The sequence below is a fragment of the Chryseobacterium sp. KBW03 genome (assembly GCF_003852415.1).
In the GTDB taxonomy this organism is placed as follows: Bacteria; Bacteroidota; Bacteroidia; order Flavobacteriales; family Weeksellaceae; genus Chryseobacterium; species Chryseobacterium viscerum.
Genome location: NZ_QAJO01000005.1, coordinates 341,897 through 361,321 on the forward strand (window position 1 = coordinate 341,897; position 19,425 = coordinate 361,321).

A 19,425-nucleotide genomic window follows, 5' to 3' on the forward strand; every position below is an offset into this window, starting at 1 on the left:
TCGCCACCCCTCCAGAGGAAAGGTATTTTCACGTCTCCAGTTGTGGTATCTGTGAAAACCAGAGGGTTCTTTACTTATTAATATTCAAAAAGGACACTTCCCCACGTAAATCCGCTTCCGAAAGCTGAAAGAAGTACAAGATCTCCTCTTTTGATTTTCCCTTGCTCAATTGCTTCACTTAAAGCAATCGGAATAGAGGCAGCCGTTGTATTTCCGTATTTCTGGATGTTATTAAAGATTTTATCATCCGGTAATCCAAATTTTTGCTGAACAAACTGAGCAATTCTCAGATTGGCCTGATGCGGGATAAACATGTCAAGATCTTCAACCGTTTTTCCAGCTTTATTCAGGGCTTCCATCATCGTTTCCGGAAATCTTGTTACAGCGTGTTTGAAAACGAAGTTTCCATTCATAATAGGATACACTTCTTTATTGGTAACATTCTCAGGTTCCTTTCTCATCCTGTCACTCCATCCGAACTTAGAACCCGGAAACTGTGTGCACAATTCATCGGCATATTTCCCTTCAGAATGCATATTGACAGCTAATATATCTCCTGCTTTTTCATCTTCTGCAGCAGAAAGTATTACTGCTCCTGCCCCATCACCAAAAATTACAGAAACCCCTCTTCCTTCATCAGAAAAATCCAATCCAAAAGAATGAACTTCTGCTCCTACAACAAGAATATTCTTGTACATTCCTGATTTAATAAAAGCATTGGCAACGCTCATAGAATATACAAACCCCGAGCATTGATTTCTTACATCTAAAGCTCCGATGGTATCACATCCCAGCATATCCTGAAGCAATACTCCACATCCAGGAAAATAATAATCCGGAGAAAGTGTTGCAAAAACAATATAATCAATATCTTTCGCAGTAAGACCAGCTTTTTCAAGGGCTTTTTCAGAAGCTTTAAATCCTAGATAAGCAGCCGTTTCCTGAGAATCGTTTCTATTCTTACGATGCCTTCTTTCTTTAATTCCTGTCCTTTCCGTAATCCATTCATCATTGGTGGTCATTAATTCTGCCAGATCATCATTGGTAACAACATTATCTGGAACATAAAATCCCACACCTTTTATTGTACTTTTAATCATATAGTTTTTTAATTTTGGCAAAGATAAAACTTATTTAACACATACTTTTTCAAAATATTAGTATTTTTACTTTATGCCAATTGATACGATATACAGAACCTCCCAGTGCGAATGGGTAGATGTGGAGGCTCCTACTGCAGAAGACCTGAAATTTCTTCATGAAAGATACGAAATCAACAATCTTCTTCTGGAAGATACCATGGATCCTAATCACCTTCCCAAATATGAAGAAGACGGAAATGTAAAGTTCTTCTTACTCCGTGAAAGCACAGAACTGGAAAGAAAGAATCTGAATACGATCAGTGATATCAGCACCAAGATCGGGATCTTTTTGGTAGACAATACCATTATCACCATCCACAGGATGAAAACAAGAAGTATCTCCGAGGTGAAGAAAAAAGTTTCCATGATTCAGGAAGACCTTACTCCTCAGCAAATCATTCTGATGATCGCCATATTGATTATGAAAAGTTTTGACGACGAATCTTTGAGTCTTTTCGAAACGATGGACAATATAGAGAATGAGATTTTCCTTAAAAACACCAATCATACCAGCCAGATCCGCCGTCTTTATAAGCTGAAACGAAAATCAGGATTGAATTCACGGGTACTGATAATTTCTACGGATGCGATCGATAAATTCAAATTATTGAATCTCCAGGATTCTGAAATTGTAGATTTAAAGGATAAACATAAAGATGTAGTGGCAGATTTTGATCATTTAAATACTCAGATTACCAACCTTATTTCCATGTTCCTGGCACTTTCGGATCAGAAGGCCAACCAGGTCATGAAAGTGCTGGCTATTTATTCTATTTACTTCTTACCAATCACCTTTATTGCCGGGGTTTATGGGATGAATTTCGATAATATGCCTGAACTTCATCATAAATACGGATATTTTATAACGCTGGGAGTCATGGCTACTGTTATGATCAGTACATTTATTTATGTGAGGCGCAAGCAGTGGTAATTAATTTTATATGAACGCAAAGGCGCATAGATTTTATCTCCTATAAAATTTAAACCCGCTGACTATTTTAGATTAGAGATCACTTCTCCTCTACCCGCAAGGACTACACACCATCAAAACAAAATATCATGACCCCTGAAAACCTTAACACAATTCTGGAAGATCATTCTCTTTCGCAGGCATCTAAGGAAAAACTGATTGCTTTGCATGAGACCATTTCAGCAAAAGAATTTTCTGATCTGCTGGATCATTCAGGAAATCAATATGTGGAGTTCGTCCAGGAAGGTGGTGGTGTTTGGGGAAGCGCATTGGTGGGTTATCTTTATGGATTGGAAATATTCGGTGTCCGATTTCTGAAAGTAGCAGGAACGAGTGCAGGAGCAATCAATACCATGCTTATCGCTGCTTGTAAAACCAAAGAAGAAGCCAAAAGTGAGCTGATTAAAGATATTCTCTTCAGCTGGGATTTTTCAGATTTTATGGATGGGAAAACCTATGTAAAAACAACCCTCCACGCGATGCTGAACAACAAAGATTTCTTTAAGATCAATGCTGTTATTGCCGCAATTCTGTTCATTATCTTGGTCAGCATTCCTTTCCTGGCATCTTCAACAACCATACTGAATGCCAAACTGATGTTTTTGATTCCTCTGATTCCGGCTGTCATTCTTTTTTTCTGCATTAAAAAGCTGTACAACAATTTCAGGAAAGAAAACAGCGGTCTTAATCCCGGAAACGTTTTTCAGAATACCATGCAAAATGCACTGGATCATTTTGGAATAAAAACAGTTGCCCACCTCAACGAAAAATTCATTCAGAAAGAAAAGGAACTCAACCTCAACTATCGCTATGGAAACGGGCAGGAATATTATTTGATGGCCCTGCAGAGCATCGAAAAGATTAAAATCAAAAATCAGGAACATATTGATCAGACCCGATATAGAATTTTCTACGAAAGTGCTGTCAATAATGATTATTATAAAAACAATCCGTTTTACCTTCTTCAGTCTGATTATGTTGTGATTACCACTGATATCAATGCTAAAATTAAAGTACAGCTTCCGATTATGGCCAATCTATACTGGTCCGAAGAGGAACTGAAACACATCAGTCCGGCTGAATTTGTAAGAGCATCTATGGCCGTTCCTTTTTTCTTTGAGCCTTTTCAGAAACAAATCAATACCAACGAAGATTCTGTAAAATACGCCTGGAAATATTGGATGAATACCAAGCCGGAAGATATTAATCCCGCAGGGGTTTTCATTGATGGAGGCAGTATTTCCAATTTTCCGATTGATCTGTTTCATGCGGATGAAGTTTTCTATCCCAGAATGCCCCTTTTTGGAGTTCAGCTCACGAGTGATTCTGATATTCTTTCTGAAAAAGGAAAAACCAGTGAAGAAATTCTTAAAACACCCTTCAGCTATGCCGGAAATATCATCAATACCCTGAAAGGTTTTAATGACAAGACATTTTTGACAAAACATACTTTCTATAAACTCTACAGTATACAAACCGTGAACTGCGGTACCAGCAGCTGGCTGAATTTCTTTATGAAAAGAGAAGAAAAGGAAGAGCTTTTCAACAGAGGCTTTCAGGCTGCCCTTGATTTTCTCAACGGATTCAACTGGGAAAAATACAAATATGAAAGAATGATGCTTACCATGAAGGATAAAAAAATACTGAAAGAAGAGGATACACCTACGGTGGGATAAGGATTTTTAAGTATTTTAGCTTTTTAAATTTCCATGAAAAAGAGACATTTTTTTATATTAGGGATCGTTATGGTCCTTATTTTCATTGCTATTCCGGTTGTTCATGTTCTTAAAACAAAATGGAACGAATCTGGTATTAAAAACGAAATTCCCAAAGGATATACGAATGATGCCAGCCAGCTGAATTTAACAAAAATTGATACGCTGATCAAAGTTCCTGCTTCTAAAACTGAAATTGAAAACCAGCTTCGTCAGATCCTGAAATATGCTAAAGAAAAACATTTAAAAATCTCTATTGCCGGCGCCCAGCACAGTATGGGTGGACATACCATATACCCTGACGGCATCCTGCTGAATATGCTCCCTTATAAACATATGGAACTGGATGAAAAGACCAACATTCTTACCATCGGTTCCGGTGCGCTTTGGGAAGACGCTATCAAATACCTGGACAAACATGGAAAGTCTATCGCCGTAATGCAGGCTTTCAGTTCTTTTTCAGTAGGCGGATCTATGAGTGTCAACGGTCACGGATGGCAGAAAAACCTTCCTCCCATTTCGTCTAGTGTAGTTTCGCTTTCACTGATGGATCAAGAGGGGAAAATTCTTAATTGCAGCAGAGAAGAAAACCCGGAGCTTTTTAAACTGGTAATCGGTGGTTATGGACTTTTCGGGATTATTCTTGATGTGAAATTAAAAGTGGTTGACAACCTTGCTCTTCAGTATAAATATGTCCGCTTGAGTTCTGATCATTATACCGATTATTACAAAAAATTTGTTTCTGAAAATCCGAATGTTAATCTTGTTTTCGGAAGACTGAGAATTTCTGATAAACATTTCCTTGAAGAAGCTACCATCAATTATTTTGAAAAAGCAAATGAAAAGCCCTTACCGCTCCCCCTTCAAAATGCTAAAAACGCGGAAACGAAGCGTCTTGTTTTCCGTAGTACCGTAAACAGTGAATACGGAAAAAGGCTGCGATGGGATCTGGAAACGGGAATGAATAAAATGACTAAAGATGCTGTTTATTCCAGAAATGAACTCCTTAACGATCATGTTTCTCTCATTGAAAATAAAGACCCGAATTCTACCGATTTGCTGCAGGAATATTTTATTCCGGATAGAAATTTCAATCAGTTTATTAAAGATATAAAACCTGTTTTGAGAAACTCCGGGCTGGATCTCCTGAACATCACCATCCGCGCAGTGAATAAGGATGAAAACAGCTATATGAATTACGCCAGAGAGCATGTTTTCGGATTTGTATTACTTTTTAACCAGAAGAAAACAGAGAAGCAGGAAGAAGCCATGAAAGTTCTCACCAACAAACTGGTAGATATTACCCTGAAAAACGAGGGTACTTTTTATCTTCCTTACCGCCTTCATATCGGCAGAGAGAAAATGAGAAAGGTCTATCCACAGGCAGAATCTTTTTTTGAAATGAAAAGGAAGTATGATCCTCAGGAACTTTTTGATAATAAATTTTACCAACATTATAAATAAAACAATAGTATGAAATACATCTGCCAATGCTGTGGGGAAGAAAAGGAAGACTGGCCTGCGCTAGCCTATAACGAACCCTATTTCTATTCGTGTTTATCCGATGAAGAATTAAAAAATGCTGAGCTCAGTTCAGATTTATGTGTTGTTGAAGATTCTGATTATACTCATAGATTTATCCGTACCGTTCTTATACAGGAAGTTACAGATGACTGCAGGGATCTGGATTATGGAATCTGGGTGTCATTGAGTGAAAAGAGCTTTGATGAATATGTTGAAAATTATGACAATAAGGAATTTGAAGCTGAATATTTCGGGTGGCTTTCTACCTACCTTCCGGATTATGATTTTGAAGAAAGTATTCCTACAACAGTGGTGGTAAATAATTCTATCGGCCGGCCGTTTGTTTTTCCGCATGAAAGCTATGATCATCCGTTTGTACATGATTTTTATAATGGAATTACAAAAGAGGAAGCGGAGAAAAGAATCAATAGGGTTTTAAACAGAGAATAGATGAACTGGATTATCAGAAGTACAAAAAAGGTAAAATTCCATACTAATCTTCAGGAGGTTTTGAAACCTATATGGGATGACCTCGTTGTTTATAAATGGATTTTGACAGATTTAGATTTTATTTCTGATCAGCCTCTTCCCATTAACTTTGATGAAGATTTTTTTATTTTGAATAATCCGGAATTTGAAAAACTTTATAAAAGCAATACTCAGATAATTTGGGGAATAATATCAGCCGTAAAAGATAATATTGAACCAGATACTTCATTAGTATCCAGATTATCTGCTGAAGATACAAGTGTTTGGGAACCTAATCATTTTTTAATTCAGGAAAGTATTGTAGAAATTATTGCTTTTGATAGCGGGTACACTATTGTAAAATTTAAAGAAAAAAATCTTTCAGATAAGTTCAAAGAATATTTTCAGGAACAGGCGACAGATCTGCAAAAGTTCAATGAAAAATATATTAATTGAGTATGGAAAAATTGATCTTAAAAAATTTTCATATTGTTGTATTGATAGTCGTTTTCCTATTTATTATATTCTGTTTAATCAGTGCCAGTCTAGGAATTAATAACATACTCAAAAACCCTAAATATACAATTGGAGAAACCACCTCAGACTGGCATTATAAAAACAATAATGGGGTGGGAATAGATTATAAATATCATGTTAATGGTATTACATATTCTAAAACTGCTAATTTTTCTTATCAAAAAGGAGACAAATTCCTTATGATTTTTGATTCTATAAAACCTGATAATTCAGCGATACTTGATATCTACTCGATTGAAAACTATCTTATAGATTTAAAAGTTCCTTCAAAAGGCTGGAAATATCAGGATGTCCCTTTTAATATTGACAGTAATACGATAAAAAAATATGTGCAGGACTGGAATGTCGAGCCATTTGAATATATTCAAAAGTAGGCCGAACACATTGAACATTCAAAGTTTCAACCTACTTTTTATATCATTATAAATTATCCAAAAATTCCAGATACATCGGAACACTTCTGTTGATCCATTCATCGGAAGAATCTCTTTCAATTCCGTAGTAGACGAAAGGTTCTTTATAGTCTGCTTTTATATAATCAAAAGTCAGTTCGTAAGGTCTGAAGAGTTCATTCATCGTGTATTTATATTCTCCGGAGGTAGAGTATCCTTCCTCATCTATTCCTGCAGTAACTGCTAATGACATTTTCTTTCCGGCCAGTTTAAAACCACTGTTGCTTCCATACGCCCAGCCATATAAAACCACCTCATCCAGCCATTGTTTCAAAAGCGGCGGGCTGCTGAACCAGTAAAAAGGAAACTGAAATACGACTTTGTCATAAGACTCCATCAGTTTTTGTTCTTCTGCTACATTGATTTTTCCATCAGGATAAGCTTCGTACAGTTGATGAACGGTATATTTTTCAGGGTATTTTTTCAATTCGTCAATCCATTTTTTATTAATGGCTGATTTTTCAATATCTGGGTGTGTAACAATTACTAAGGTCTTCATTATGTTTAAATTTCTGCTACAAAATTACAACACGTAACTTACATTTCGTACATTAGCAACCTATTGTATGGTACTATAAAAAATGTAAGTAATGACTAAAATAAAGGAAACTTCAACCAATTTTGCCAATAAAAAGGCACTTGCTGATGAATGTCCGGAAATCTATGCATCCAACACGATCGGAGGGCAGTGGGCACTGGCAATCTGCTGCTATCTGATCAATGGGAAAATGAGATTCGGGGAACTTAGAAAAAAGCTTCAGAATATTACCGAAAGAATGCTTACGCTTCAGCTTCGCAGATTGGAAGAAGACAAGATTATTACCCGAACAGTCTATGCAGAAGTTCCGCCAAGGGTAGAATATGAGCTTACAGAAATAGGATACAAACTGAAACCCATTATCCTGGAGTTTGAAAAATGGGGAAATGAGCATAAGGAATTGATGAAAAAAGCTTCAAAGAATGACTGAGGAATTAGATTCATTTTATCTGGAATTAATCGTAATGGCAAGCCAAACAAGCCAAAACGACGTCTATATGGAAGGCCAGCTAGAAATAACACTCAATAATAAAAAGCCTTATGCAGAAGAGGATATTATTGATATCGGAGAGTTCTATGAAAGTATAGATTCTGATGGTGAATTTAAAATATTTTCATGTTGCTGTGGAATCCCTGAGTGCAGTGGTTGGCTTAGAGGAATCCAGGTTGATCATATTGAAAATAAGTATATAAAATGGACCAATCTTAATACCGGGCAATCCTGGACATTCGAAAAACATTTATTGGTTGATGCTCTACAGAAAATAGATGAAGAAGTAGAAGATTTTAAAAAATTCTTCAGCCAAAAAGATATTAGATATGTGGGATATGGTTATTAATAAAATATTTTTTATAAAAATTGATAAAGCCAGATTCCTACAGAATGATGAAATGTGCGAATAACCTAAGTACTCCGATTATCATTCCGCAGGAATTTAAAATTATATATTGATCAGTTTTTCTATTTATCTTCCATTTTATTCCATAACGGATTACTTTCCAATACCTTCCCGTAAATAGGGCAAGTTTCGGTATGACAGCCTTTCAAATATCCGGTACTCATGAGAAATTCGTTGACAATTTCTCCACCTGTAAATTTGAAGGTTTTCTTGAATAATTTCATCCATTCCTGCAATGTTTTGGGGTGATGATGTTCCAGCCATTTTTCAAATGAACCAAATTCCTTCTGCAGTTCAATGATGGTTTTTGCATTTTCTATCGCAGCGTTCACTTTGAGTTTATTCCTGATAATTCCCGGGTCACCGAGCAATCTTTCACGGTCTTGTTCTGTATAAGCCGCTATTTTCTGGATATCAAAATGATCATAAGCTTTTCTGAAACTGTCTTCCTTTTTCAGAACGGTTTCCCAGCTTAATCCTGCCTGGTTGATTTCCAGAATCAATCTTCCAAACAGCTCATTATCATCATGAATAGGAAACCCATAATAGTTGTCATGGTAATTTTTGTGCAGTTCTTTTCTGCTTTCGGGCTGCATGCCTTCTATTGCTAAACAATAACTCATTAGAATATATTTTCCGTTTTAGTTAAAAAATTTTCCATCGCTTCTTTAATATCAATTCCTGTTCGATCTGCCAGAACAATCAGCCACCAAATATTTTCTGCTAATTTATGTTCTAATTCTTCCGCTGAATCTTTTTTCAGCCATGTTTTCTGATGAGACATTACATTTCTTCCTACCAATCCTGCATCGGTAAGATAAGCAAGAGCATCTTCTTCCGGAGTCCATTCTTTTCCGTTGCCTTTTATTTCCAGCTGATGATATCTTTCTCTGATGTCTAAGGAACGTTTTATGATGGTATCAAAATTATTGGTGTCCATATTTTGTTGTTTTTATTAAACTTTGAGAATGTAAAGATAAACCGGAACTGTGACAACTGTCCGTCAGTAGTGTTTTCAATTTTTAAATGTAATAATAATTCAGATCACTTTATTTCCTTCTGCTCGGAGAATATTTAGTAGTTTAGAGAGTTCAAAAAAACCGTCATGAAATCACTGTTTTCCATCCTTTTCATTATATGTTCAATGTTTTTTAAATCACAGAATTTATATTCTAAAGCGTATGGAAATCCGAAAAATACTCCTATAATTTTTATTCATGGCGGGCCAAGCGGAAATGCAACTTTATTTGAGGAAACAACGGCTCAACATCTTGCTGACAAAGGATTTTATGTCATTGTCTATGACAGACGCGGTGAAGGGCGTTCAAAGGATGAAAATGCAACCATGACATTCAAAGAAAGTTTTGAGGATTTAAAAGGAATCTACACAACTTATAACATCAAAAAAGCCAATATTCTTGCCCACAGCTTTGGCGGAATTATCGGGACTCTATTTACGGCACAATTTCCTGAAAAAGTAAAAAGTCTGACTCTTGCAGGTGCATTATTTACTCAGCAGGAAACCTACGATCATATTTTAAAACAAGCCAGAGAACATTTTAAAAATGATCCTGCGCAGCTCAAAGAAATTTCGGAAATAGAAAGTCTGAACAAAAATTCTGCTGCCTATAGAAAAAGATGTTATGATATGGCCGGAAAACTGGGATTCTTCGATATGCCCCATCCTACCCCCGAAAGTGAAATGCTAAGGAATGAATACAAAGCAGGTGAATTTTACAAAAACAACATAAGAAACCCCGATTCTCCTTTGAAGTTTTATCAAAATGAACCTCAGAATAATCTGGATAATACCGCTGTTTTAAAAGACATCCGGAAAAAAGGAATTCCCATTTTTGCGGTCTATGGTAAAAATGACGGAATATTTTCAGAAAACCAGCTAAATGATCTTAAAAATATGGTCAGAAAGAAAAATTTCAAGCGTATTGATAATTGCTCCCATTACTTATTTGTAGATCAGCAGGACGATTTACTACAATTTATAAAGCTTACATTAAAATAAAGTGTAGATTTGTAATTATGCCCCATTCAGGACTTCATATGAAAACTTATAAAGCTGTCATTACGATGCTTATATTGGTGTTTTCATTGTCTCCATGTTCTGTCAAAAGAAATGTTCTTGATATTTTTGACATTCAGTACATCAGCGGCCTCAATAAAGTAAAAACAACCTCATCTCTTTCCTTCAGTTGTGATTCTGCATCTGCTTCCTCCGGAATTTCAGTTTTAAAAAATAAAGTTCAGAGCCGGTACAAAGAATCTTTTTCCGATATTTATTTCGATGCTGGGAACTCTTTTGAAGAGAAGATTTTTTTCAATCAATATTCAGGGCATTCTACAGGAAACAGCCCACCGAAATATATTTTATTTAAAAGACTGAAACTTAATCTGGTTTAAACTTTTTTAAGCCTCATTAAAAATCAGTTTTTTACAATAACAATATTAATTTCAATGAAACATATCATAAACAGCCCGTCTTCGGACCTGGCCGGATTATATACATTATCCCTCCGGATGGTTATCGGATGGACTTACTTTTCAGCTTTCTGGCGCAGACTTATCCTTGAAAACAAACTTATTCCCGATGAACAGGGATATATCGGGGAAAAATTCAATCATTTTTTACCCAATGCCCTCGGAATAAAACCCATTATTGAATATCTGGTTACCCATCCCGATGCTTTAGAGAGATCCATGATTACTTTCACCATTATTGAAGCCATTGTAGGATTATTGATTATCCTTGGATTATTTACCCGGTTGATGAGTATTGGGATCTTCAGTCTTGCCCTTGGAATCCTTCTAGGATCCGGATGGCTGGGCACAACCTGTCTTGATGAGTGGCAGATAGGAGTTCTAGGAGTCGCAGGCGGATTTGTTCTGTTTCTTACCGGAAGCGGTCCTTTTTCAATCGATTATTATTTCATAAAAAATAACAAGAATTTTACTCAAAAAAAAAGTTTCCCATGGTTGGGTTCGGGAGATCTGCCTGTTTCAAAACCTAAAACGATTGTCTTTGCGGGCTCGCTCATTATATTCGGATTAACTCTTTTTACCAATCAATATTTTCATGGAGGCGTATGGGGAACCTTACATAATAAATCGGTAAAACCCAAGCTGGAAATATCAAATATCTCCCATAGCAATTCGGATCTGACATTTGAAGTGTACAGAACGGAAGGTGCTGATGTCTATGGTTCTTTTCTGATAGGCATACATATTCTGGACAAAAACGGAAATATTTTAAAAGAATTGAACCATAAAGAACTTTCCGATTTTTCTAAAGACAATATAAAAAACCATTACGTTACCAAAGTAAAACCAGGAAAACATAGTCTTGTTATTCCGTTGGGAGCAAAGGCGGATTTAACTCTGAATATTGATGATATTCTTTTGAAAAGTGAAATTTATGCCCTGAAACTGATTGATGTAAGTGGTATTGAGTGGATAGAGAGGATTGAATAAAATATTTTGTTGGTGTACGCAAAGGCGCAGAAAGTTCATATAAATATGTTATAAGACGCAAGGATTTTATCTCCGATAAAATTGAATACTGCTGATATTTTTGATAATGTTATCGTTAAAGTGTGTGTGATTTTATGTTTTGGCTAAAGCCAATTGAAGGTATTGTTCTTTTGCAAATGGGCTTTAGCCCATTCCTATTGAATTTTTTCTCCATGATTATGATTTTATTAAAATTAAGATCTGCAGAATTAGCAAAATCTGCGAGATGCTTTATGCACTTTGACTAAAGCCATTAGATATTCATTTACAGAAAAAGCGGACTAAAGTCCGCTTTTTTTTTACTATTTAAAATTATTATTTTCATTACTATTTTTCTGAGACAATGACATGATAACTGCATGAGCTGTCCGGATCAAGCTTCAGGACTTTTATTTCAAGTAAAACATCCAGTCCCATGGTATCGCAAACTCCCTGTATGAAAGGCTTTATGACCGGCCATTTCAGCAAACCCGCAATCTGCAGGCTATGGGTGATTTTGTGGTAACGGTCTACTCCTTTAATCAGCAATTCGCATCTGTGATCATTTAATTCTTTAAATTCAAAATTATATTCGGGACTGGATGTAAAAACTGCTCCTATCAATATTTTTGCCACAGCCGGAATACCGGGCTGCAGATTAGGTTTTGCTTCAAGGTTCCTCAGTGCCATTCTAGATCCGAGATCATACATAAAAATACTGGAAAGCTGCTCAATAGCTTCTGCTCCGTAAAGTTTTCCGATCTGCTTGAGCATTCCTCCATAAAACGCTCCTGTAATATCTGACAGACGTTGGGTAAGCTCTGTAAAGGTTCCTGGGAAAAAATCTGAAATAATCTGAGCCTGATTCATTTCAGGAAGGTAAATATCATTTTTCCTGAAATCTGATAATGCCAGATAGGTCTCCGGAAGTTGTATTTGATTCATATTTAATGTTTTGTAAGTGTTTTGAGATCATGGTTAAGATTAGTATGAAAGAAAAAATAGTATTCATACATCCTTTCGGAAATAAGACTATTTCTTTTATAGATAAAAAAGTATCGTAAAGGGTAAAATACGATCAGCTGAGATACAAATACTCTTCAGATCAAAGTCCGGTAATAGAGTAAGACTCTACTTTTTGAAAAGGTATCTTCGGGTTGAGGGAATCTATTCATATTTTTTCATTTGGTTATGTAAAACTAAAAAAAATAAATAAATTCTCCAATAAGTGATATTATTTTTATTTTAACAAGAAACTGTAAATTAATATCTTGTGTTAATATATTCAATCTGTATAATAAAAAAAAGCCTTCGAAAATTTCGAAGGCTTTTTTATTTACAATTTAGTGCATGGCTTCACTCAAATCTATTTTTTCTTTGCTTTTCCTTTCTTTTACGAGTAAGATAAACGGAATACATATCAGGAATACGATTCCAAGGTAAAGAAATACGTCCATATAGGACAATACTGTTGCCTGTTTGGTTACAGACAAATCAAGCATTTTATAAGCGGCATTCATGGCCTCATCAGGCGTTTTTCCTTTTGCGATAAAGCTTGCCTTTAGCGCAGCCAGTCTCTGCTGAACTTCAAAGCTATTTTCGTCCAGATGGGAAATCAGATTATTCCTGTATTTCTGACCTGCATTGGCGATAAATGTTGTAATGGCAGCAATACCAAATGAACCTCCTAACTGTCTCATCATTCCTGTAAAGGCTGCTCCCTGACCAATCTCCTGACCTTTCAAGGTACTTAGTGATAAAGAGGTAATCGGGATAAATAATAATCCAAGACCGGCCCCTCTTACAATCAGCATCCAGAAAAAGGCATCTTTGCTGGTATCCGGTGTCAGAATTTTATATCCCCAGAAACTATAGACAAAGAAGATAAAGAGACCTAATGAAACCAGGATCTGCTGTTTTGCTCCTTTTGCTAATAGTCTGCCGATAATAGGCATCATAAAGGCGGTTGTCAATGCAGCCGGAATCATTAATGCTCCTGACTGAAGTGCCGTCCATCCCAAAATACTCTGTGTATAGAGTGGAACGATGAACGTGGAACCATAAAGTCCGAATCCAAGCACGAATGACATCATTGTTCCGATTCTTAAGTTACTGTTTTTAAGCACCCTGAGCTCAACGATCGGATATTTAAAGGTAAGTTCCCGCCAAAGGAATAATATAAATCCTAAAATTGCCGCTGCAGTAAATGCTACAATCATTCCGCTTTCAAACCAGTCTTCTTCATGTCCTCTTTCCAGAATGAATTGTAATGAACCTACCGTTACTGCCAGTAAACCAATTCCAATCCAGTCGACATCCGAAACTTTACGCTTTTCCGCATATTTCGGACTTCTTACAAACTGAAGTGTCATCAAAGTGGCCGCAATTCCGATCGGAATATTAATATAGAAAATATATGGCCAGCTGAAGTTATCAACGATATACCCCCCAAGAGGCGGACCTAAGGTAGGGCCGATAATTACTCCCAGACCATAAATAGCCTGAGCCATACTTCTTTTTTCAATCGGATAAGATTCCGTAATGATCGTCTGTGAAGTTACCAATAAGGCTCCCCCACCGATTCCCTGCATCAATCTGAAGAACACGAGTTCCCAGATATTGGTCGCATTTCCACATAAAAATGAAAATATGGTAAATATAATGATGGATGCCGCAAAGTAATTTCTACGCCCAAACTGCTGGGAAAGCCAGCTCGTCATCGGTACTATAATTACGTTACCAATGGCATAAGCCGTAATTACCCATCCCACTTCGGAAAGTGTAGATCCAAGATTCCCCTTCATTTCATTCAAGGCAACATTGACAATCGTGGAGTCTACAATTTCAAGAAGGGCACAAAGGATAGCAGTAATCGTAATGATCACTCTACGCGCTCCATATTCTACTAATGAATCTTGCATAAGTTTTTTACGATGTAAAAAATCAATGGTGAATTTTGCTTCGCAAGTGAATCGTGAATTATAAAGCAGTTTATATTAAAATGACTATAAAAACTGATTCACTATTAAAAACGAAGTTCATTGACTTTTAACAATTTTAAATGTTATTTCAAAGCAACCTCTGCCTTCACGTTCATACCTGTTCTCAATCTCTTTGCAATATTCTTATCAAGATTTACAAAATCAATTTTCACAGGAAGTCTCTGAACTACTTTTACGAAATTACCACTCGCATTATCCGGAGGAAGTATAGAGAAAGTAGCTCCTGTAGCCGGAGAGAAAGAGCTTACTACTCCATCAAATTTCTGGTCAGGAAAAGCATCAATTTCAATTTTCACTTTCTGTCCTTCTACCATCTTATCAACCTGTGTTTCTTTAAAGTTGGCCACTACCCATTTCTGGTCGTTTTTAACCAAAGCAAACAACTGTGATCCAGCCTGCAGATACTGACCTGCCTGAGTAGATACTTTTCCTACGTGTCCATCTTCAGGGGCAAGGATTACGGTATATGATAAGTTTAATTTTGCATTTTCAACATCTACCTCTCTCTGCTTTGCCACAGACCCTGCAACACTGATTTGTTGTGAGCTTGCTGCTGTCTGAGAAGAAGCAATATGGGTTTGCTGAGCAATTTGATTTCTCTGATCAATCAAAACCTGCAGCTGTCTGTCTGCTGATTGTTTTGCAGCCAGAGCCTGCTCATATTGCTGTTCTGTAATAGAGTGGTCTTTCACAAGATTAGCATATCTTTTCAGATCCTGAGTAGTTTTCCAAATATTTACTTTCGCAGCTTCTATCTGAGCATTAGCAGTTACTACAGCAGCTTCTGAAGAACCTATATTTTTTGAAGTAGCCGTTGTGGTAGCTTCTGCATTTGAAATATTACTTTTGGCTGTAGATAGTGCTGCCTGAGCCTGCTCAAGAGCCATTTTCTGATCTCTGTTGTCCAAAATCACCAAAGTATCTCCTTTCTTTACAAACTGATTATCTTTTACCTTTACCTGAGCTACATAGCCAGAGATTTTAGAAATCACAGGAGCCATATTGGAAGTAATCTGAGCATCGTCAGTTTCTTCATGATACTGTCCGTAAGTGAAGGCTCTGTAACCGTAGATTCCTCCTCCGATTACTACTGCCGCTAAAATGATAGGAAAAACTAAACTTTTTTTCTTTTTAGGTTCAATTGCCTGTGTATTATTATTTTCCATTTTGGTTTCGATCTGCTTATTTAATTGTTAAAGTTCCTGTTGTCTGTAATAGTTTTCTGTATGCAAGTGCAGCATCTGCCTTAGCATTGATCACGCCAACGTTGGCCGCGATCTGAGCGGCGTCTGCATCCAGCAATTCGGTCATGGTTGCAAGACCGTTATCATATTTATTTTTTGTAATTCTATAATTCTCATTAGCCTGTTCAGCAGTTTTTTCGAAAACGACAATTCTCTTTTTTGAATAGTCTGTGTTCTGATATTCTCTGTTCACATCAAGCTTAATGTTGTCATTCAGTAATTCATCAGTAGCTGCAAGTTGCTTTTCTCTCGCTTTGTACTGTCTCAATGAAGAATTTTCTTTCCAGATATTGGATAAATTATAAGAAACTCCAATCCCAACATTAACGGCATTGTAGACCGTAAGAAACTTAGGAATATCTGCTGCTACATAACCTCCTGTAAATGCGATGGAAGGAAGGTTTTCTGCTTTTGCAGCTTTTGAACCTAATTCTGCAGCTTTTCTCTGCTGTGCTAAAGCCTGTAAGTCTTTACGGTTTTCTCTGGCCTCAGTAACATAGAAATCAACAGGTTTTACCTCTGTTCCTTCTTCAATATAATTCTGATCTACTTCAATCTCTGTTGTTTCAGGAATACCAAGTAATAAATCCATATTGATATTGGCAATATTGTAGTTATTTTTAGCTTCCAACAGCTGAAGTTCAATATTTGAAGTCTGAAGATTTGCTTTTAATCTGTCATTTCTGGCGATCAGACCGTTATTTTCCATTTTAAGGAAGGTTTCATCTCTTTTTTGAGAAGCAGACAGGTTTTCTTCAAAAACTTTGATCGCCTGATTGGCTTTAAATAAATTGTTATACGCCTGGGCAACATTATAAGCAATGGCTGTTTTATCGTTCTCGGTAGTTAGTTTTGAGGCTTCCACCAAATATTTAGCTGATTGTATCCCATATCTGATTCTTCCTCCACTGTAGATAGGAACGCTAAGATTAGCAGAACCATAAAGCACCTGATGTACTTCAGGACCCCCTGCTCCGCCTGAAAGCCCCGGAAGTTTAATATCAACATTGGGTTTTATCGGAAGGTACATGTAACTACCTGACACTTTCAATTCCGGTAGCTGTCTGTTTTTCGCCTCCAGAAGATCAGCTGTAGCCTCTTCGATCTTGGCTGCATCGATCTTGAGATTCTTGCTGTTCTGGATTCCCAGCTGAACGGCTTCGTCAAGAGAAAGTGTTTTTTTCTCCTGAGCATTTGCATTTGCTATTCCTACGAATAGTGATAATGCAATCACTGAGTTATTTATTCTCTTCATAACCTAAAAGGTCTTTTAGTAAATATTTTATATGTTTATTAAGTTCTGTATAGTATTTTTCGTCAAAAGCCTCCTCGTCTTCTGTTTCGTTCAGGAATTCTTTATACATTTCTTTAGCATTGAATGCATAAAACAGAGTTCCGCTTACGGTAGAATGAAGCAGATAAATAGGTGGGTTTTTGGTGAAAATTCCATTTTTAAGACCGCTTTCCAATATTTGTGAATACATAGAAAGAAATCCCATTTTGGTTTGCTTCAAAAATTCTACAATCTGAGGATTTTTACTGTGCAGCTGCTCTCGCTGCATAATCCTGTAAAAGCATTTTTGAGTTCGGATCTTGTTAGAAAACTGATCGATTACTCTTTCAATCTTCTGCCATTCGTTGATATCTGTTCTTCCCAAAAGATCTTTTGAAAAAAACTGACCTTCATTCATTCTGTATTCCACTAATTTCTCATAAAGTTTTTCCTTAGAGCCAAAATAATATGAGATCATAGAGATATTTACATTAGCATCTTTTGCTATTTCCCGGGTGGAAGTTCCTTCGAATCCCTTTTCTGCAAAGAGTTTCTCGGCCGCAAATAATATATTTTCTTCTTTTGAAATCATGTTAGTGTTCATTTTTCAGGGCGCAAATTTACATAAGTTTTTGTTAAAATCAAACGATTGATTGATTATTTAATATAGATTTAATTGATTGTAAACAAAAGACTGTTTCTATAATTACATGTAAGAACAACAGACAATCCCATGTTTATAAAAAGAAACCGCAGTAATATCTCTGTTTATCTGAGATTACGGAAATGAATTAAAAAAGAATTACATTGATCAACCTTAAAAATTGAGATCATAAAAAAAATAATTTCAATTGCAGCGGTCATTTTTTTTACATCGGATTATGCTCAGGAAAAAATAAAAAAACTTAGTACAAGTCCTTTATAAAAAACAAAAACTCCGGTAATGTTACCGGAGTTTTTTATGTGCTTTTGTGAATATATCTTGATAATTTGATGCCCAGATCGGTCCATACAATTTTAGGATTTCCGTTTCGGGTCAGATGCAGATCTGCGGTATTGATTTCTTCTAATATACTTTCAATATTGGCTCCGCTGATGAATTTCGAAAATCCTGCCCAGTTGAAGCCATTGGCATTGATCTTTTTATATACCAGATTTTCGGACTGATAATTCTGAAGGAGTGCCAATCTGAAAATTTCAGAACAGTAATTCAGGAAATTCTTCTGTTTTTCCCTGTTCCATCCTGCAATTTCTCTCGCCCAAAGAATAATGCTCCTAAGATACTCCGGTTTCTTTTTCACCATAAAGGCATCTCTCACCCATTGTACAAAAAGTTTTTCAAATTCGTTGGTTTTGTCTCCCGAATTAAGAAGCTTTACAGCATCATTCAGATCTCCCTGTGCTTCATGAACAATTTCTCTTATTTTATCCTCCGAAACAGATAATTTCGTTTTAAGGTGACTCTCAATATCTTCATCAGTGATTCTTGGGATTTCTACCACCTGCGTTCTGGAAAGAATGGTAGGAAGTATATCGTTTGTACTTTCTGCAGTAAGAAGAATGATCGTTTTGGCTGGCGGTTCTTCCAAAAATTTCAAAAACTTGTTGGAAGCGGCAATATTCATTTTATCAGCTCTCCAGACAATGAGGATTTTCGTTCCTCCTTCATAACTTTTTAGCGAGAATTTTTGATTTTGATCATCAATCTCATCCGCTGAAATAAAAAGCTGTTTATTTTCAGATTCTAAAAAAGCCGTCCAGTCATCATAGCTTGCATAAGGAGAAGCCAGTATCATTTCTCTGAACTCTTCAAATTTATTCTTGCTTAAAGAATTTTTATTATCTGTAAAAACCGGAAAGCTGAAATGCAGGTCCAGGTGATTGAGATGCTCTACTTTCGCTGCAGCATGTTCATTTTCCTGACTTAAAATTTCCCGTGCATAGGCCAATACCATAGGTAGAGTTCCGTATCCCTCCTTGCCTACAAAAAGTTGGGCATGGCTCACTCTGTTTTCGGCAATGCTTTCTCTAAGAAGTTTTTTCAGATTCGTCTGTCCGGCGATGTTCTCCCAATTCATGTTTCAAAGATAAAAAATCTTATCTCAATTTATAAAATTAAGTCTGCTTAAAATGCATAAACCTACAGATCATTTATTCTTG

At 36.3% G+C, this 19,425-nt stretch carries 21 protein-coding genes; 11 read left to right on the top strand and 10 right to left on the bottom strand.

Annotated features, from left to right (window positions below):
- Positions 1-77 precede the first annotated feature (77 nt).
- Positions 78-1,100: a 3-oxoacyl-ACP synthase III family protein gene (locus DBR39_RS13035; RefSeq protein ID WP_124533739.1), complete on the bottom strand. Its 1,023-nt coding sequence runs from the start codon at positions 1,098-1,100 to the stop codon at positions 78-80.
- Positions 1,101-1,173: 73 nt separating this feature from the next.
- Here DBR39_RS13035 and DBR39_RS13040 point away from each other — a divergent pair, with 73 nt between their 5' ends.
- The 6 genes from DBR39_RS13040 (at position 1,174) to DBR39_RS13065 (ending at position 6,730) form a co-directional block, all read left to right on the top strand.
- On the top strand, positions 1,174-2,073 hold the full coding sequence (locus DBR39_RS13040; protein ID WP_124533741.1) for a CorA family divalent cation transporter: 900 nt from the start codon (positions 1,174-1,176) through the stop codon (positions 2,071-2,073).
- A 128-nt stretch (positions 2,074-2,201) separates the two neighbouring features.
- The gene (locus DBR39_RS13045; RefSeq protein ID WP_124533743.1) at positions 2,202-3,788 is read left to right on the top strand and encodes a patatin-like phospholipase family protein; all 1,587 of its coding nucleotides are present in this window, start codon (positions 2,202-2,204) and stop codon (positions 3,786-3,788) included.
- A 33-nt stretch (positions 3,789-3,821) separates the two neighbouring features.
- The gene (locus DBR39_RS13050; RefSeq protein WP_124533745.1) at positions 3,822-5,291 is read left to right on the top strand and encodes an FAD-dependent oxidoreductase; all 1,470 of its coding nucleotides are present in this window, start codon (positions 3,822-3,824) and stop codon (positions 5,289-5,291) included.
- 9 nt (positions 5,292-5,300) lie between these two features.
- A complete protein-coding gene (locus DBR39_RS13055) occupies positions 5,301-5,801 on the top strand; it encodes a DUF2199 domain-containing protein (protein WP_124533747.1) in 501 nt (166 codons plus the stop codon).
- Positions 5,802-6,275: a hypothetical protein gene (locus DBR39_RS13060; RefSeq protein WP_124533749.1), complete on the top strand. Its 474-nt coding sequence runs from the start codon at positions 5,802-5,804 to the stop codon at positions 6,273-6,275.
- Between the two features lie 2 nt (positions 6,276-6,277).
- On the top strand, positions 6,278-6,730 hold the full coding sequence (locus DBR39_RS13065) for a hypothetical protein (protein WP_124533751.1): 453 nt from the start codon (positions 6,278-6,280) through the stop codon (positions 6,728-6,730).
- A gap of 46 nt (positions 6,731-6,776) precedes the next feature.
- Here DBR39_RS13065 and DBR39_RS13070 read toward each other — a convergent pair whose 3' ends face one another.
- A complete protein-coding gene (locus DBR39_RS13070) occupies positions 6,777-7,307 on the bottom strand; it encodes an NAD(P)H-dependent oxidoreductase (protein ID WP_103233027.1) in 531 nt (176 codons plus the stop codon).
- Between the two features lie 91 nt (positions 7,308-7,398).
- On the opposite strand from DBR39_RS13070, the gene DBR39_RS13075 reads away from it, so the two are divergent.
- Both DBR39_RS13075 and DBR39_RS13080 read left to right on the top strand, forming a co-directional pair.
- Entirely contained in the window at positions 7,399-7,776 is a 378-nt protein-coding gene (locus DBR39_RS13075) for a winged helix-turn-helix transcriptional regulator (protein WP_124533753.1), read from the top strand.
- Complete coding sequence (locus DBR39_RS13080; RefSeq protein ID WP_124533755.1) at positions 7,769-8,185, top strand: hypothetical protein; 417 nt, start codon at positions 7,769-7,771, stop codon at positions 8,183-8,185. Before DBR39_RS13075 ends, DBR39_RS13080 begins: the two co-directional genes overlap by 8 nt.
- A gap of 122 nt (positions 8,186-8,307) precedes the next feature.
- On the opposite strand, the gene DBR39_RS13085 is transcribed toward DBR39_RS13080, so the two are convergent.
- Positions 8,308-8,868, bottom strand: coding sequence for a DNA-3-methyladenine glycosylase I (locus DBR39_RS13085; RefSeq protein ID WP_124533757.1), 561 nt, complete (start codon positions 8,866-8,868; stop codon positions 8,308-8,310).
- On the bottom strand, positions 8,868-9,185 hold the full coding sequence (locus DBR39_RS13090) for a MazG-like protein (protein ID WP_124533759.1): 318 nt from the start codon (positions 9,183-9,185) through the stop codon (positions 8,868-8,870). The genes DBR39_RS13085 and DBR39_RS13090 overlap by 1 nt, the downstream gene beginning before the upstream one ends.
- 165 nt (positions 9,186-9,350) lie before the next feature.
- On the opposite strand from DBR39_RS13090, the gene DBR39_RS13095 reads away from it, so the two are divergent.
- Genes DBR39_RS13095 through DBR39_RS13105 form a run of 3 tightly spaced genes read left to right on the top strand, consistent with a single transcriptional unit; the run spans position 9,351 to position 11,728 of the window.
- Positions 9,351-10,265: an alpha/beta hydrolase gene (locus tag DBR39_RS13095; RefSeq protein ID WP_124533761.1), complete on the top strand. Its 915-nt coding sequence runs from the start codon at positions 9,351-9,353 to the stop codon at positions 10,263-10,265.
- A gap of 38 nt (positions 10,266-10,303) precedes the next feature.
- Positions 10,304-10,660 (top strand): hypothetical protein, encoded by a 357-nt coding sequence (locus tag DBR39_RS13100; protein ID WP_124533763.1) that lies wholly within the window; start codon positions 10,304-10,306, stop codon positions 10,658-10,660.
- 54 nt (positions 10,661-10,714) lie between these two features.
- The gene (locus DBR39_RS13105; protein ID WP_124533765.1) at positions 10,715-11,728 is read left to right on the top strand and encodes a TQO small subunit DoxD; all 1,014 of its coding nucleotides are present in this window, start codon (positions 10,715-10,717) and stop codon (positions 11,726-11,728) included.
- A 366-nt stretch (positions 11,729-12,094) separates the two neighbouring features.
- Here DBR39_RS13105 and DBR39_RS13110 read toward each other — a convergent pair whose 3' ends face one another.
- The 6 genes from DBR39_RS13110 to DBR39_RS13135 all read right to left on the bottom strand — a co-directional run bounded on the left by DBR39_RS13110 (position 12,095) and on the right by DBR39_RS13135 (position 19,343).
- Positions 12,095-12,691, bottom strand: coding sequence for a hypothetical protein (locus DBR39_RS13110; protein ID WP_124533767.1), 597 nt, complete (start codon positions 12,689-12,691; stop codon positions 12,095-12,097).
- Positions 12,692-13,089: 398 nt separating this feature from the next.
- Positions 13,090-14,667, bottom strand: a complete 1,578-nt coding sequence (locus tag DBR39_RS13115) for a DHA2 family efflux MFS transporter permease subunit (RefSeq protein WP_124533769.1) — start codon at positions 14,665-14,667, stop codon at positions 13,090-13,092.
- Between the two features lie 143 nt (positions 14,668-14,810).
- Positions 14,811-15,914 (bottom strand): HlyD family secretion protein, encoded by a 1,104-nt coding sequence (locus DBR39_RS13120; RefSeq protein WP_124533771.1) that lies wholly within the window; start codon positions 15,912-15,914, stop codon positions 14,811-14,813.
- A 16-nt stretch (positions 15,915-15,930) separates the two neighbouring features.
- Entirely contained in the window at positions 15,931-17,247 is a 1,317-nt protein-coding gene (locus DBR39_RS13125; protein ID WP_124533773.1) for a TolC family protein, read from the bottom strand.
- Positions 17,231-17,857, bottom strand: a complete 627-nt coding sequence (locus tag DBR39_RS13130) for a TetR/AcrR family transcriptional regulator (protein ID WP_228447830.1) — start codon at positions 17,855-17,857, stop codon at positions 17,231-17,233. Before DBR39_RS13130 ends, DBR39_RS13125 begins: the two co-directional genes overlap by 17 nt.
- Positions 17,858-18,224: 367 nt before the next feature.
- Entirely contained in the window at positions 18,225-19,343 is a 1,119-nt protein-coding gene (locus DBR39_RS13135) for an ATP-binding protein (RefSeq protein ID WP_103232936.1), read from the bottom strand.
- Positions 19,344-19,425: the final 82 nt, after the last annotated feature.